The following is a 14,079-nucleotide window of genomic DNA, read 5'->3' on the forward strand; positions in this document are numbered from 1 at the left end:
GATTAATAAACTGAGACACTACTATTACGTGTGTGTCCAGAGTTCAGAAGTCCATCATAATGACGCATCATCAAGTGACTCTCAATCTGTTGTAATGTATCAATAACAACTCCAACAAGAATCAACAATGAAGTACCACCAAAGAATTGCGAGAATCCTTGTTGTACATTCAGAAGTCCTGCGAGAGCCGGCATTATAGCAATAAACGCAATAAACAACGAACCTGGGAAAGTAATACGAGACATAATGGTGTCAATATACTCAGCAGTATCTTTTCCAGGTCTTACTCCTGGAATAAAACCGTTATTACGTTTCATGTCTTCAGCCATCTGAGTTGCATTCAGCGTTATTGCTGTATAGAAATATGTAAACGCTATAATTAGTATTACATAGATTACATTATACAACACACTACGATTGTCCATTAAAGACCGAACAACCCATGATGCATTCTCACTCTGGTATTGAACTATAACCAGTGGAATAAACATCAATGCCTGAGCAAAGATGATTGGCATTACATTAGCGGCAAACAGTTTCAGTGGAATATATTGACGAGCGCCACCATATTGCTTATTACCAACAATACGCTTAGCATATTGTACAGGCACCTTACGAGTTCCCTGAACCAACAGAATTGAGGCACAAACTACTGCATATAAGATAAGCAACTCAACAATAAACATAACTATACCTCCACCGGAGATAGCAGTGAATCGTGAAGTTACCTCCTGTACGAAAGCCTGTGGGAGTCGAGCTATGATACCAATCATAATGATTAATGAGATACCATTCCCTACACCTTTATCCGTAATGCGCTCACCGAGCCACAAAATAAACATACTTCCCGCTGCGAGGATAACTGTTGCAGAAACTATAAAAGCAGTCCAAGAGACACCGCTGGCCAAAGCCTGGCCAGCTTGTGTCTTTAGATTCATGAGGTATGCGGGTCCCTGAAAAACCAGAATGGCAATTGTCAGTAGACGAGTATACCAGTTTATCTTCTTTCTGCCGCTTTCACCTTCACGCTGCATCTTTTGGAAATAAGGTACAGCTACAGCAAGGAGCTGCATAACGATAGAAGCTGAGATGTAAGGCATAATTCCAAGTGCAAAGATAGATGCATTGGAAAATGCTCCACCAGAGAACATGTCCAAAAGTGACATTAAGCCACCAGCGGTTTGCGACTGAAGTGATTCCAACTTAGCCGGATTAATACCAGGAAGTACGACAAATGATCCAAAACGATATATTGCCGTGAAGAGTATTGTTATCAAAAGTCGCTGACGCAAGTCTTCAACCTTCCAACAGTTCTTTAGTGTCTCAATAAACTTTTTCATTTACTTAGATTATAGTTGCGTTACCACCTACTGCCTTTATAGCTTCTTCGGCAGTCTTAGAGAATGCATTTGCTTCAACATCTATTTTTGCTTTCAACTCACCATTGCCAAGAATCTTCACAAGCTTTTTACCATTAGTAAGACCTGCTTCTTGAAGTTCTGCAATACCAATCTTTGTGAGATTCTTTGCCTCTGCAAGAGATTGGAGTGTTGAAAGGTTTACAGCGAAGTACTCTTTATGGTTGATATTCTTAAAACCAGCCTTCGGTACACGACGCTGAAGTGGCATCTGACCACCTTCAAAACCAATCTTTTTCTTGTAACCAGAGCGAGCTTTAGCACCCTTATGTCCACGAGTAGATGTACCACCTAAACCGGAACCAGGACCACGACCAATACGACGACGTGCATGTGTTGAGCCTTCTGCTGGTGTCAAATTATTTAATTTCATAATTGATTCAATATTAAAAGATTAATTATTCAACTACGCTTACCAGATGATGAACCTTACGGATCATACCGCGGATACTAGGAGTGTCTTCAACTTCAATAACTTGAGAGATCTTATGAAGGCCCAAAGCATGAAGCGTACGCTTCTGATCAACTGGATAACCGATTTTACTCTTAATCTGTTTGATTTTAATTGTTGCCATTATTTTCTCCTATTAACCGTTAAAAACTCTATCCATACTGATACCACGTTCACCAGCTATCGTATAGGCATCACGCATTTGAGCTAATGCTGCGATTGTCGCCTTTACAAGGTTGTGAGGATTTGAAGACCCCTTTGACTTTGCAATCACGTCAGAAACACCAGCACTTTCAAGCACTGCACGCATAGCACCACCGGCCTTTAGACCAGTACCAGCTGCTGCTGGCTTAAGTAGTACTTGAGCACCACCAAAAGAAACTTCAATTTCATGAGGGACAGTTCCTTTTAATACAGGAACTTTCACGAGATTCTTTTTTGCAGACTCAACACCCTTAGAGATTGCTGTTGTCACCTCACCAGCCTTACCAAGGCCCCAGCCGACAACACCTTTGCCATCACCTACAACGACGATAGCAGCGAATGTGAATGTACGACCACCTTTTGTAACCTTGGTTACACGGTTGATAGCAACCAGACGATCTTTCAGTTCTACGTCACTATTTACTTTAACTTTATTCATTGCCATAATCGTTTAGAATTTAAGTCCACCTTCACGAGCTGCATCTGCGAGAGCCTGTACACGGCCATGATACAAGTAACCATTACGGTCGAACACTACTGACTCTATGCCGGCAGCCTTTGCTTTTTCTGCAACAAGTGCACCAACTTTCTTTGCTTGTTCCATCTTTGCCAACTTTTCAAGGCCTAATGAACTTGCAGAAGCAAGCGTCTTGCCAGTCAAATCATTAATAACCTGAGCGTAAATCTGCTTATTAGAGCGGAAAACACTTAGACGTGGACGCTCAGCTGTTCCGTTAACACTCTTACGAATGCGGAACTTTATCTTAATTCGTCTTTCTACTTTCTTTGTTGTCATAATCGTAAAATCAATTAAAATTACTTAGCTGCAGCGGTCTTACCAGACTTTCTACGAATAACTTCACCCTTGAACAGGATACCCTTACCCTTATAAGGCTCAGGCTTACGGAAAGAACGAATTTTTGCACAGATGAGACCAAGCAACTGCTTGTCACATGACTCGAGTGTAAGAATTGGGTTCTGGTTTCTTTCTGATTTAGACTCAACCTTGATTTCTTTTGGAAGTTCCATGAAAATAGGGTGAGTATAACCCAAAGAGAATTCAATGAGATTACCTTGATTAGAAACACGATAACCTACACCTACAAGTTCAAGTACTTTCTGATAGCCTTCGCTTACACCAACAACCATGTTGTTAACAAGTGAACGATAGAGACCATGGAAAGATTGTTTCTGCTTAATATCTACAGGGCTATTCTCATCTACACTGAAAGTGATATGACCATCAGCTATTTCCATCTTAATAGAAGGATCTACATACTGAGAGAGTTCGCCTTTAGGACCTTTAACTGTAACTACATTTGTCTTCTCATCGAAGTTTACTGTAACTCCTGCTGGAATACTAATTGGCAATTTACCTATTCTTGACATATTAAAATCCTCCAATTAATAAATGTAGCAAAGAACTTCACCACCGATCTTTAAATCGGAAGCTTCCTTGTCTGTCATTACACCTTGGGATGTAGATAAGATAGCAATACCTAATCCGTTAATTACTCTCGGCATGTCTTTATAACCGGTATACTTACGCAAACCAGGTGTAGACACACGCTTCAAACTCTTGATAGCGCTCTGCTTTGTTGATGGATCGTACTTCAGTGCGACCTTAATTAAACCCTGAGGACCATCTTCAATGAACTTGTAGTTCAAGATGTATCCCTTCTCGAAGAGGATCTTAGTGATCTCTTTCTTCAAGTTAGACGCAGGAACTTCAACTACACGGTGATGAGCCATGATTGCGTTTCTGAGTCTTGTCAGATAATCTGCTATTGGATCTGTCATAAAATATAAATGTTTAATTAATCGGGACAACCCCGACAATATTAAAAAAATCCGTTTAAGAACGATTAGAAGTAAAGTGACTGATGTTTATCTGTAAAGCAAGCCGAGTAGAATAACTTTCCTATTCCAAAGAAATCATCGTATAAAAGCTATCAAATTGTAGCACATTATGACGCTTATTACCAAATGAAATATTAGGAATCGTAAAGCTAATCAAAAGGAGCTTAATTACAGATGCTTAAACAACATTCACTTTGCTATTCCGAATTACCAGCTTGCTTTTTTCACTCCAGGAATCAAACCAGCTGATGCCATCTCACGGAACTGAATACGAGACAAACCGAACTGGCGGATATAACCTTTAGGACGGCCCGTAATCTTGCAACGGTTGTGTAGACGGATAGGATTAGCATTCTTGGGGATAGCCTGAAGTTTGCGTGCAGCTTCATAAGCTTCAGCAACATCTTCAGACGTAGCGATAATCTTTTTCAGAGCTGCGCGCTTTTCAGCGTAACGAGCAACAAGCTTTGCACGCTTAACCTCGCGAGCTTTCATTGATTCTTTTGCCATATTCCTTAATCGTTTTTAGCGTTCTTGAATGGAAGTCCGAATGCCTTGAGAAGAGCAAAACCTTCTTCATCAGTTGCTGCTGAAGTAACGAAAGTGATGTTCATACCCTGGATACGGTCTATCTCATCGATATTAATCTCTGGGAAGATAATCTGTTCGGTAATACCTAAAGTGTAGTTACCACGACCATCAAACTTTGTTGTGATACCCTTGAAGTCACGAATACGTGGAAGAGAAACACGAATAAGTCTTTCTAAGAACTCATACATGCGCTGACCACGAAGTGTTACCATGACGCCGATTGGCATCTTCTTACGCAGTTTGAAGTTTGCAATATCCTTCTTAGAATAGGTTGCAACAGCCTTCTGACCAGTGATAGCGGTAATTTCATTAACTGCAACATCGACAATCTTCTTGTCTTGTGTTGCATCACCGAGACCCTGATTAATCACAATCTTCTTCAAAACAGGAACCTGCATTGCTGAAGAATAGTTGAACTGCTTCTGAAGTTCAGGAGCTATAGTCTCCTTATATACTTTCTTTAACTGTGCTGTATCCATTATTTAATTTCCTCCCCTGACTTTTTAGCGATACGAATCACATTCTTGCCTTCATGCTTGATGGCAACTCGAGTAGCTTTACCACTCTTAGGATCGATCAGACTCAGATTTGATACATGAATAGGAGCCTCCATCTTTACAATGCCCCCCTGAGGATTCTTTGCTGAAGGCTTAGTGCTCTTTGATACAAGGTTACGTCCCTCTACGATAGCACAATTCTTGCTAACTAATACCTTGAGCACTTTACCAGTCTTGCCCTTATCTCTTCCGGTAAGAACAACAACCTTATCGTCTTTTCTTATATGTAACTTACTCATTACTTACTTGTTTTATGATTAATTAAAGAACCTCAGGTGCTAAAGAAACGACCTTCATATTCACCGCACGGAGTTCACGAGCAACTGGACCAAAGATACGGCTACCACGGAGTTCTCCTGCATTGTTAAGCAATACACAAGCGTTATCGTCGAAACGGATATAAGAACCATCTGCACGACGGATTTCCTTCTTTGTGCGAACGATCAAAGCTTTTGATACTGCACCCTTTTTCAAATCACTTGATGGGATGACGTTCTGGACAGCTACCACAATAACGTCACCTACGCTGGCATAACGACGGCCGGTACCACCGAGGACACGGATACATTTTGCTTCACGTGCGCCGCTGTTATCACATACTGTAAGTCTTGATTCTGCCTGTATCATAATTACTTAGCTTTTTCTACAATTTGTACTAATCTCCATCTCTTAGTCTTTGACAGAGGACGAGTTTCCATAATCTGAACTGTATCGCCTACATTTGCTTCATTCTTCTCGTCATGAGCGTGGTATTTCTTTGTCTTTTGAACAAACTTACCATAAATAGGGTGCTTCTCTTTGAACTTAGAGGCTATAACAATGGTTTTATCCATCTTGTTGCTGACAACAACACCCTGTCTTACTTTTCTTAAATTTCTTGTTTCCATCTGGACCATTATTATTTATTAAGTTCTCTCTGACGAAGTTCTGTTTCGATACGTGCAACATTACGACGAGCTGCCTTAATCTGTGATGGATTTTCAAGAGGAGCAACTGAATGGTTCAGCTTTAATTGATTAAGCTGTGCCTTTTCACTCTCCAACTTCTCTGCCAATGCCTTGACATCGAGTTCTTTTAATTCTTTCATCTTCATAGCTTAAGCGTTTTTATCGAAATCACGTCTAACAACAAACTTAGTCTTTACAGGAAGCTTCTGTGCTGCAAGGCGCAAAGCCTCTTTGGCAATATCAAATGAAACTCCCTCTACTTCAAAGAGGATACGTCCCGGAGTTACCGGTGCAACCCAACCTGCAGGGTCACCTTTACCTTTACCCATGCGGACATCAGCAGGTTTGCGAGTGATTGGTTTATCAGGGAAAATGCGAATCCAAACCTGGCCTTGACGATTCATGTAGCGGTTTACGGCTACACGAGCAGCCTCTATCTGTCGGCTATTAATCCACTTTGGCTCAAGTGTCTTGATGCCGAAAGAACCAAAAGCCAGCTGTGTACCTCTGTGAGCATTGCCTTTATTACCACGCCCATCTTGAGGTCTTCTATATTTTACTCTTTTTGGCTGTAACATGATAGCTTTTTCTTTTAACGGTTATTGTTTCTCTTTCGACTACCGCGGCCATTACGGCTATTAGAACGGCCACCAACTTGTTTCTCCTGAGTAAAGTTAGGGGTCAATTCACGCTTTCCGTAAACTTCACCTCGACAAATCCATACTTTTATACCCAAAAGACCAACCTTTGTTAAGGCCTCAGTAGCACAGTAATCGATGTCTGCACGGAATGTATGCAAAGGAGTGCGACCTTCCTTGAACATTTCCTTACGTGCCATTTCAGCACCATTCAGACGACCTGTAATTTGAACTTTAATACCCTCTGCACCTGCACGCATCGTATTCTGAACAGCCATCTTAATGGCACGACGATATGAAATTTTGCCTTCCACTTGGCGAGCGATGTTGTTAGCAACGATATTTGCATCTAGTTCGGGTTTCTTAACCTCAAATATATTAATTTGGATGTCTTTTTTATAGAGTTTCTTTAATTCCTCTTTCAATTTATCAACATCCTGACCACCTTTACCAATGACGATACCTGGACGGGCTGTGCAAATAGTGATGGTAACGAGTTTCAATGTACGTTCTATTACAATACGCGATACACTTGCCTTCGCCAAACGCTCATTGAGATACTTACGAATCTTACGATCCTCAACAAGGTTATCACCAAAATTCTTGCCACCAAACCAGTTTGAATCCCAACCACGGATTATACCAAGTCGGTTGCTTATCGGATTAACTTTTTGTCCCATTCTATTCTTTATTTTTCGTCGTTAGTTTTGGCATCAACAAACAAAGTCACATGATTAGAACGTTTACGAATCCTATAACCACGTCCCTGTGGCGCAGGTCTCATACGTTTCATTGTAACACCTTCATCTACGAAGACTTTGCTGATATACAATTCACCATCTTCAGCTTTGCGGCCATTCTTTGTTTCCCAGTTAGCAATTGCTGAGCGAAGTAATTTTTCAACGTCCAAAGCAGCTTGCTTCTTAGAGAACTTGAGTACTCCGAGAGCACGCCCTACTTCAAGACCACGAACCATATCTACGACATAGCGCATCTTACGTGGAGAAGAAGGAACCCCCTTGAGCTTTGCGAAGTACAGATTTTTGCGAGCTTCTTTATTTTTTTCAGCTGCGATATGTTTTCTTGCTCCCATTATTATTCTATTTTTTAAATGGATTTAATCCCGCTTACTTCTTGTTATTACCAGAGTGACCGCCAAAACGACGTGTAGGTGCAAACTCACCGAGTTTATGACCAACCATATTCTCAGTAATATAAACAGGGATGAATTTATTTCCGTTATGAACTGCAACAGTGTGTCCCACAAAATCAGGGGAAATCATTGATGCTCTGGCCCAAGTCTTCACAACACTCGACTTACCACTCTCGTTCAAAGCGAGAATCTTCTTCTCGAGCGACACGTTGATATATGGACCCTTTTTTAATGAACGACTCATAATTTACTCTTTATTTTTTATTAGCTCTTTCGATAATATACTTGTTTGAAAGCTTCTTAGGTGCACGAGTCTTGAGACCCTTAGCGTAAAGACCTTTACGAGAACGTGGATGACCACCACTCTGACGACCTTCACCACCACCCATTGGGTGATCAACAGGATTCATAACAACACCACGGTTATGTGGTCGACGACCTAACCAACGTGAACGACCAGCCTTACCAGACTGCTCCAAAGCATGGTCAGAATTACCAACACTACCTACCGTAGCTTTACAAGCACTCAAAATCTGACGAGTTTCGCCAGAAGGGAGCTTAATAACACAATAACTACCCTCACGAGAAGTCAACTGAGCAAAGTTACCAGCCGAACGAACGAGCAAAGCACCCTGACCAGGACGCAATTCAATGTTATGAATTACCGTACCAACAGGAATGTTTGCAAGTGGAAGAGCATTACCAATTTCAGGAGCAGCATCTGCACCAGACATCAGTGTAGCACCTACCTGCAGTCCGTTAGGAGCAATAATGTAACGTTTTTCACCATCAGCGTAGAACAAAAGAGCTATACGAGCTGATCTATTAGGATCATACTCGATTGTCTTTACTACAGCTGGAACACCATCTTTCTCTCGCTTGAAGTCTATCAAACGATACTTCTGCTTATGGCCACCGCCAATGTAGCGAACGGTCATTTTACCAGTGTTATTTCGACCACCAGTAGAATGTTTGCCGTAAACGAGAGACTTCTCTGGCACGGATGCAGTAATATCTTCGAACGTGCCAATAACCTTGTGTCTTTGTCCCGGAGTAACCGGGTTTAATTTACGTACTGCCATTTTTTATTTAAATATTGCTGTAAAAATCAATTGTATCGCCATCCTTTACTGTAACGATAGCCTTCTTAAACGCATTCTTTTGGCCTTTAATAAGACCAGCCTTTGTATAACGACTTGAATGCTTGCCGGCATAACGAAGTGTATTCACTTCAACTACTGTAACATTGTACAAGGCTTCGACTTCCTTCTTAATCTGGAGCTTATTAGCCTCTGGACGAACGATAAAGCCATAGCGACTCGCGTTCTTCTCAGTAATCTTAGATTGCTTCTCAGTAACCAATGGTTTAATGATAAATGCCATAATCTAAACCTCCTTATTATTTATTTAAGATTCCGTCAATAGCCTTAAGAGCACTTTCTGCAATTACAACAATGTCTGCATTCAAAACTTTATACGTATTGAGAGATGTTGCTGTCATTATTTCAGTCCCTTGAATATTACGAGCGGACAAATATACGTTTTTATTAACTTCTGACAAAAGAACTAAAGTTTTCTTCCCTTCTACTTTTATATTTTTTGCAAAATTTACAAATTCTTTAGTCTTTGGAGCTTCAAATTTTAAGTCCTCAACTACAATTATAGCATTATCTTGAACTTTGTAAGATAAAGCAGATTTACGTGCAAGAACTTTTACTTTTTTATTTAATTTGAAGTCATAATTACGAGGTTTTGGACCGAATACACGAGCACCACCAACTAATACAGGTGAATTAATATCACCACGACGTGCACCACCACCGCCTTTTTGGCGACCGAGCTTACGAGTAGAGCCACTTAATTCACTTCTTTCTTTCGTTTTAGCTGTTCCTTGACGCTGCGCAGCAAGATACTGCTTTACATCTAAATAAAGCACGTGATCGTTAGGCTCTATTCCAAAGATAGCCTCATTAAGAGTCACCTTCCTTCCAGTCTCCTGACCTTTGATATTTAAAACACTAACTTCCATTACTTTTTGATTAAAACGGTTGAACCATTACATCCAGCAACAGAACCCTTAACGAGAAGGAGATTGTGCTCTGGAATTACCTTTAACACCTGAAGATTTTGAGTAGTAACACGATCACCACCCATTTGACCACCCATGCGCATGCCCTTAAAAACCTTTGCAGGATAAGAACAAGCACCAATTGATCCCGGTTTACGTGCGCGGTCATCTTGACCATGTGTACTTTGCCCTACACCACCAAAACCATGACGCTTAACAACACCTTGAAACCCCTTACCTTTAGAAGTACCAACGATGTCTACAAACTTAGCATCTGAGAAAATCTCAACGGTGAGTGTGTCGCCAAGGTTGTATTCCTCATTAAACTTGAACTCGGCCAAGTGCTTCTTTGGTGTTGTGCCTGCCTTCTTAAAAGTTCCCATCATTGGCTTAGAGGTACGATTCTCCTTAGCCTCTTCGAAACCCAACTGAAGTGCTTTGTAACCATCTTTTTCTTCTGTTTTAACTTGGGTTACAACACAAGGACCAGCTTCGATAACAGTGCACGGAACATTCTTACCGTCGGCACTGAAAACGGATGTCATTCCGATTTTTTTTCCAATTAATCCTGGCATTTCAATAAAAATTTATCAATTAATAATTTACTACTTTGAAATTAGACTTTGATCTCTACTTCTACACCTGAAGGCAATTCCAACTTCATCAATGCATCAACTGTCTTAGCAGTAGAACTATAAATGTCTATAAGACGTTTATAATCTGAAAGCTGAAACTGTTCACGAGCCTTCTTATTTACGAAAGTTGAACGGTTTACTGTGAAGATACGTTTGTGAGTTGGCAATGGAATAGGACCACTAACGATTGCACCTGTAGCCTTTACGGCTTTCACAATCTTTTCAGCTGACTTATCAACCAACATGTGATCGTAAGACTTCAGCTTAATTCTAATTTTCTGACTCATACTTTTTAAATTATAAAATTGTTAGTAAATGAAGTAAAGAGGTACGTTGTTTAAGAGTCATACGCTAAACAACGCCTCTCAACTTTTATAGTTTTCTCAATTAAAGGAGTTCTGCGTGACCATGAACTTCCTCAAGTACTTCCTTAGCTATGCTTGTAGAAAGTGCTGCGTGATGATCATACTCCATTGAAGAAGTAGCACGTCCAGAAGTAATAGTACGCAGTGCTGTTACATAACCGAACATCTCTGCTAATGGAACCATTGCTTTAACGATACGTGCACCGCTACGAGCTTCTTCCATACCTTGAACCAAACCACGACGTTTATTCAAGTCACCAATCACATCACCCATGTTTTCTTCTGGTGTAACAACCTCTACCTTCATGATAGGTTCCATCAAAACAGGACCTGCCTTCGGGCAAAGCACCTTGAAAGCTTGATGTGCAACTAATTCGAATGACAACTGATCAGAGTCTACAGGGTGGAAGCTACCATCCGTCAATGTAACTTTCAAGCCTGTCATAGGGAAGCCACCAAGAACACCATTACTTAAACAATCAGCGAAACCTTTCTGTACAGAAGGGATAAACTCCTTTGGTACATTACCGCCTTTAACTTCATTGATGAACTGCAAGTCACCTTCTGTGTAGTCTTCATCTTTCGGACCGATAGTTACATCAATACAAGCAAACTTACCACGACCACCAGATTGTTTCTTATATGTCTCACGGCTCTGTGCAGAACGAGTGATAGCCTCCTTATAGTTCACCTGAGGTTTACCTTGGTTACATTCAACCTTAAACTCACGTTTCAAACGGTCGATAATGATATCCAAGTGTAACTCACCCATACCTGAAATAATAGTCTGACCACTTTGCTCATCAGTACGAACAGTAAATGTTGGATCTTCTTCTGCAAGTTTAGCAAGACCATTATCCATCTTCGCGACATCTGCCTGGCTCTTTGGCTCAACAGCAATAGAAATCACCGTGTCAGGGAATGTCATTGACTCCAATACGATTGGTGCTTTCTCATCACAAAGAGTATCACCTGTACGGATATCTTTGAAACCTACACCTGCACCAATATCACCAGCATCAATAGATTCCATTGGGATTTCTTGCTTTGAATTCATCTGGAACAGACGACTGATGCGCTCACGCTTACCAGAACGCGGGTTATATACATAAGAACCAGCAACAACCTTACCTGAATAAACACGGAAGAACACAAGACGTCCCATGAAAGGATCGGTTGCAATCTTAAATGCAAGAGCTGAAGTTGGAGCATCCTCTGAAGGCATACGATCTTCTTCTTCATCTGTATCAGGATTCGTTCCTACGATAGCCTGTGTATCAACTGGTGAAGGAAGGAAGGCACAAACATAATCCAACAGAGGCTGAACACCTTTATTCTTATAAGAAGATCCTAACAACATAGGACAGCACTCCATAGCAATACAGCCTTTACGAATAGCACGAAGCAACATTTCTTCGCTAATCTCCTTACCTTCGAGATAAAGTTCCATCACCTCATCATCAAAGTTTGCAGCACCTTCTACAAGTTTCTCGCGCCATTCAGCAGCCTCATCAGCAAGTTCTGCAGGGATTTCTTCAACGTCGTATTCAGCACCCATGGTCTCATCGTGCCACAGGATAGCTTTCATTTTAATCAAATCGACAACACCTTTGAAGTTTTCTTCTGCGCCGATTGGAATCTGGATAGCGATAGGATTAGCACCAAGAATATCCTTCATCTGCTGAACAGTCTCGAAGAAGTTAGCACCTGAGCGGTCCATCTTATTCACATAACCGATACGTGGCACGTTATACTTATCTGCCTGACGCCAAACAGTCTCAGACTGAGGCTGTACACCATCAGCAGCAGAATAGGTTGCAACAGCACCATCAAGTACACGTAGTGAACGTTCTACCTCAGCTGTAAAGTCAACGTGTCCCGGAGTATCAATCAAGTTGATTTTATATGATTTACCATCATAGTTCCAGTTACAAGTTGTTGCAGCCGAAGTAATTGTAATACCGCGTTCCTGCTCCTGGGCCATCCAGTCCATTGTAGCTGCACCATCATGCACCTCACCGATTTTATGCGTCTTACCTGTGTAGAACAAGATACGTTCTGAAGTAGTTGTTTTACCAGCATCGATGTGGGCCATGATACCGATGTTACGAGTCAAATGTAAATCGCGATTTGCCATTTTCTTTTTACCTTTATTAATTAGAATCTGAAATGAGCGAACGCACGGTTAGCCTCTGCCATACGATGCATATCTTCTTTACGCTTGAATGCACCACCCTGATTGTTGTATGCATCCATAATCTCAGCAGCAAGTTTCTCTGCCATTGACTTTCCTCCACGCTTACGTGCGAAAGCAATCAAATTCTTCATTGAAATACTTTCCTTGCGATCTGGACGAATTTCAGTCGGAACCTGGAAAGTAGCACCACCAATTCGGCGGCTCTTTACCTCTACTTGAGGAGTAATATTATCCAAAGCTTGTTTCCAAATCTCAAGAGCAGGCTTCTCTTCTTTAGCCATCTTCTCTTTCACTGTATCAAGAGCTTTGTAGAAAATCTCGTATGAAATGGTCTTCTTACCATCATACATCAAATGGTTTACAAACTTAGAAACCTTCTGATCATTGTAAACTGGATCCGGAAGGATCACGCGTTTCTTTGGTTTTGCTTTTCTCATTTTGTTTTGAAAAATAAATTCTGCATGGGGTTGTCATTCATGTTCTTCAATATCCGCACTCGAATATTTACTCAACCTGCGTCCAACAATTCTCCAGCAAAACGTTTGAATAAAAAAAATCTTTAGCTCAGCAATTACTTCTTAGCTGCCTTTGGGCGTTTAGCACCATACTTAGAACGACGCTGTGTGCGGTTTGCAACACCAGCTGTATCAAGTGTTCCACGAACAATGTGATAACGTACACCAGGAAGGTCCTTAACACGACCACCACGAACAAGTACAATACTATGCTCCTGAAGGTTGTGACCTTCTCCAGGGATGTATGAGTTTACTTCCTTCTGGTTTGTCAAACGCACACGAGCAACCTTACGCATTGCTGAATTAGGCTTCTTAGGAGTCGTAGTGTAAACACGAACACAAACGCCACGACGCTGAGGACAGTTATCCAAAGCTGGGGACTTACTCTTGTCTACGATGTCCTTTCTGCCCTTTCTTACTAATTGTGAAATAGTAGGCATAACTTAACTTTTTAATTTATATATTTATTTTATTTATTAT

General features: G+C 41.0%; 25 protein-coding genes. All 25 read right to left on the reverse strand.

Annotated features, from left to right (window positions below):
- Positions 1–2: 2 nt before the first annotated feature.
- Positions 3–1,340: a preprotein translocase subunit SecY gene (secY, locus tag HMPREF9420_RS05690; RefSeq protein ID WP_007134542.1), complete on the reverse strand. Its 1,338-nt coding sequence runs from the start codon at positions 1,338–1,340 to the stop codon at positions 3–5.
- A gap of 4 nt (positions 1,341–1,344) precedes the next feature.
- Entirely contained in the window at positions 1,345–1,791 is a 447-nt protein-coding gene (gene rplO / locus HMPREF9420_RS05695; RefSeq protein WP_007134543.1) for a 50S ribosomal protein L15, read from the reverse strand.
- Positions 1,792–1,816: 25 nt separating this feature from the next.
- Complete coding sequence (gene rpmD / locus HMPREF9420_RS05700) at positions 1,817–1,993, reverse strand: 50S ribosomal protein L30 (RefSeq protein WP_007134544.1); 177 nt, start codon at positions 1,991–1,993, stop codon at positions 1,817–1,819.
- Between the two features lie 12 nt (positions 1,994–2,005).
- Entirely contained in the window at positions 2,006–2,518 is a 513-nt protein-coding gene (gene rpsE / locus HMPREF9420_RS05705) for a 30S ribosomal protein S5 (RefSeq protein WP_007134545.1), read from the reverse strand.
- A 6-nt stretch (positions 2,519–2,524) separates the two neighbouring features.
- Entirely contained in the window at positions 2,525–2,869 is a 345-nt protein-coding gene (rplR, locus tag HMPREF9420_RS05710) for a 50S ribosomal protein L18 (RefSeq protein WP_007134546.1), read from the reverse strand.
- A gap of 20 nt (positions 2,870–2,889) precedes the next feature.
- Entirely contained in the window at positions 2,890–3,462 is a 573-nt protein-coding gene (gene rplF / locus HMPREF9420_RS05715) for a 50S ribosomal protein L6 (protein WP_021824693.1), read from the reverse strand.
- A gap of 15 nt (positions 3,463–3,477) precedes the next feature.
- The gene (gene rpsH / locus HMPREF9420_RS05720) at positions 3,478–3,873 is read right to left on the reverse strand and encodes a 30S ribosomal protein S8 (RefSeq protein ID WP_007134548.1); all 396 of its coding nucleotides are present in this window, start codon (positions 3,871–3,873) and stop codon (positions 3,478–3,480) included.
- Between the two features lie 267 nt (positions 3,874–4,140).
- Positions 4,141–4,443, reverse strand: a complete 303-nt coding sequence (gene rpsN / locus HMPREF9420_RS05725) for a 30S ribosomal protein S14 (RefSeq protein ID WP_007134549.1) — start codon at positions 4,441–4,443, stop codon at positions 4,141–4,143.
- Between the two features lie 5 nt (positions 4,444–4,448).
- The gene (gene rplE, locus HMPREF9420_RS05730) at positions 4,449–5,003 is read right to left on the reverse strand and encodes a 50S ribosomal protein L5 (RefSeq protein ID WP_007134550.1); all 555 of its coding nucleotides are present in this window, start codon (positions 5,001–5,003) and stop codon (positions 4,449–4,451) included.
- Entirely contained in the window at positions 5,003–5,320 is a 318-nt protein-coding gene (gene rplX, locus HMPREF9420_RS05735; RefSeq protein ID WP_007134551.1) for a 50S ribosomal protein L24, read from the reverse strand. The genes rplE and rplX overlap by 1 nt, the downstream gene beginning before the upstream one ends.
- A gap of 22 nt (positions 5,321–5,342) precedes the next feature.
- The gene (rplN, locus tag HMPREF9420_RS05740; RefSeq protein ID WP_004380837.1) at positions 5,343–5,708 is read right to left on the reverse strand and encodes a 50S ribosomal protein L14; all 366 of its coding nucleotides are present in this window, start codon (positions 5,706–5,708) and stop codon (positions 5,343–5,345) included.
- A gap of 2 nt (positions 5,709–5,710) precedes the next feature.
- Positions 5,711–5,977, reverse strand: a complete 267-nt coding sequence (rpsQ, locus tag HMPREF9420_RS05745; protein WP_007134552.1) for a 30S ribosomal protein S17 — start codon at positions 5,975–5,977, stop codon at positions 5,711–5,713.
- A gap of 2 nt (positions 5,978–5,979) precedes the next feature.
- Complete coding sequence (gene rpmC, locus HMPREF9420_RS05750) at positions 5,980–6,174, reverse strand: 50S ribosomal protein L29 (RefSeq protein ID WP_007134553.1); 195 nt, start codon at positions 6,172–6,174, stop codon at positions 5,980–5,982.
- A gap of 3 nt (positions 6,175–6,177) precedes the next feature.
- Positions 6,178–6,606 (reverse strand): 50S ribosomal protein L16, encoded by a 429-nt coding sequence (gene rplP / locus HMPREF9420_RS05755; protein ID WP_004371782.1) that lies wholly within the window; start codon positions 6,604–6,606, stop codon positions 6,178–6,180.
- Positions 6,607–6,620: 14 nt separating this feature from the next.
- Positions 6,621–7,346: a 30S ribosomal protein S3 gene (gene rpsC, locus HMPREF9420_RS05760; RefSeq protein ID WP_007134554.1), complete on the reverse strand. Its 726-nt coding sequence runs from the start codon at positions 7,344–7,346 to the stop codon at positions 6,621–6,623.
- Positions 7,347–7,354: 8 nt separating this feature from the next.
- Positions 7,355–7,759: a 50S ribosomal protein L22 gene (gene rplV / locus HMPREF9420_RS05765; protein WP_007134555.1), complete on the reverse strand. Its 405-nt coding sequence runs from the start codon at positions 7,757–7,759 to the stop codon at positions 7,355–7,357.
- A 34-nt stretch (positions 7,760–7,793) separates the two neighbouring features.
- Positions 7,794–8,063 (reverse strand): 30S ribosomal protein S19, encoded by a 270-nt coding sequence (gene rpsS, locus HMPREF9420_RS05770; protein ID WP_007134556.1) that lies wholly within the window; start codon positions 8,061–8,063, stop codon positions 7,794–7,796.
- Between the two features lie 10 nt (positions 8,064–8,073).
- Entirely contained in the window at positions 8,074–8,901 is an 828-nt protein-coding gene (rplB, locus tag HMPREF9420_RS05775) for a 50S ribosomal protein L2 (protein ID WP_007134557.1), read from the reverse strand.
- 7 nt (positions 8,902–8,908) lie between these two features.
- Complete coding sequence (gene rplW, locus HMPREF9420_RS05780) at positions 8,909–9,202, reverse strand: 50S ribosomal protein L23 (RefSeq protein WP_007134558.1); 294 nt, start codon at positions 9,200–9,202, stop codon at positions 8,909–8,911.
- 16 nt (positions 9,203–9,218) lie between these two features.
- Positions 9,219–9,848, reverse strand: a complete 630-nt coding sequence (gene rplD, locus HMPREF9420_RS05785; protein WP_007134559.1) for a 50S ribosomal protein L4 — start codon at positions 9,846–9,848, stop codon at positions 9,219–9,221.
- A complete protein-coding gene (gene rplC, locus HMPREF9420_RS05790) occupies positions 9,848–10,462 on the reverse strand; it encodes a 50S ribosomal protein L3 (protein ID WP_007134560.1) in 615 nt (204 codons plus the stop codon). Before rplC ends, rplD begins: the two co-directional genes overlap by 1 nt.
- Positions 10,463–10,503: 41 nt before the next feature.
- On the reverse strand, positions 10,504–10,809 hold the full coding sequence (gene rpsJ / locus HMPREF9420_RS05795) for a 30S ribosomal protein S10 (RefSeq protein WP_007134561.1): 306 nt from the start codon (positions 10,807–10,809) through the stop codon (positions 10,504–10,506).
- 100 nt (positions 10,810–10,909) lie between these two features.
- Entirely contained in the window at positions 10,910–13,024 is a 2,115-nt protein-coding gene (gene fusA, locus HMPREF9420_RS05800; RefSeq protein WP_007134562.1) for an elongation factor G, read from the reverse strand.
- Positions 13,025–13,044: 20 nt separating this feature from the next.
- Positions 13,045–13,521 carry a 30S ribosomal protein S7 gene (gene rpsG / locus HMPREF9420_RS05805; RefSeq protein WP_004371792.1) on the reverse strand — a complete coding sequence of 159 codons (477 nt, stop codon included), beginning with the start codon at positions 13,519–13,521 and terminating at the stop codon, positions 13,045–13,047.
- A 134-nt stretch (positions 13,522–13,655) separates the two neighbouring features.
- Positions 13,656–14,039: a 30S ribosomal protein S12 gene (rpsL, locus tag HMPREF9420_RS05810; RefSeq protein ID WP_004335835.1), complete on the reverse strand. Its 384-nt coding sequence runs from the start codon at positions 14,037–14,039 to the stop codon at positions 13,656–13,658.
- Positions 14,040–14,079 lie beyond the last annotated feature (40 nt).

The sequence above is a fragment of the Segatella salivae DSM 15606 genome (genome assembly GCF_000185845.1).
GTDB lineage: Bacteria > Bacteroidota > Bacteroidia > Bacteroidales > Bacteroidaceae > Prevotella > Prevotella salivae.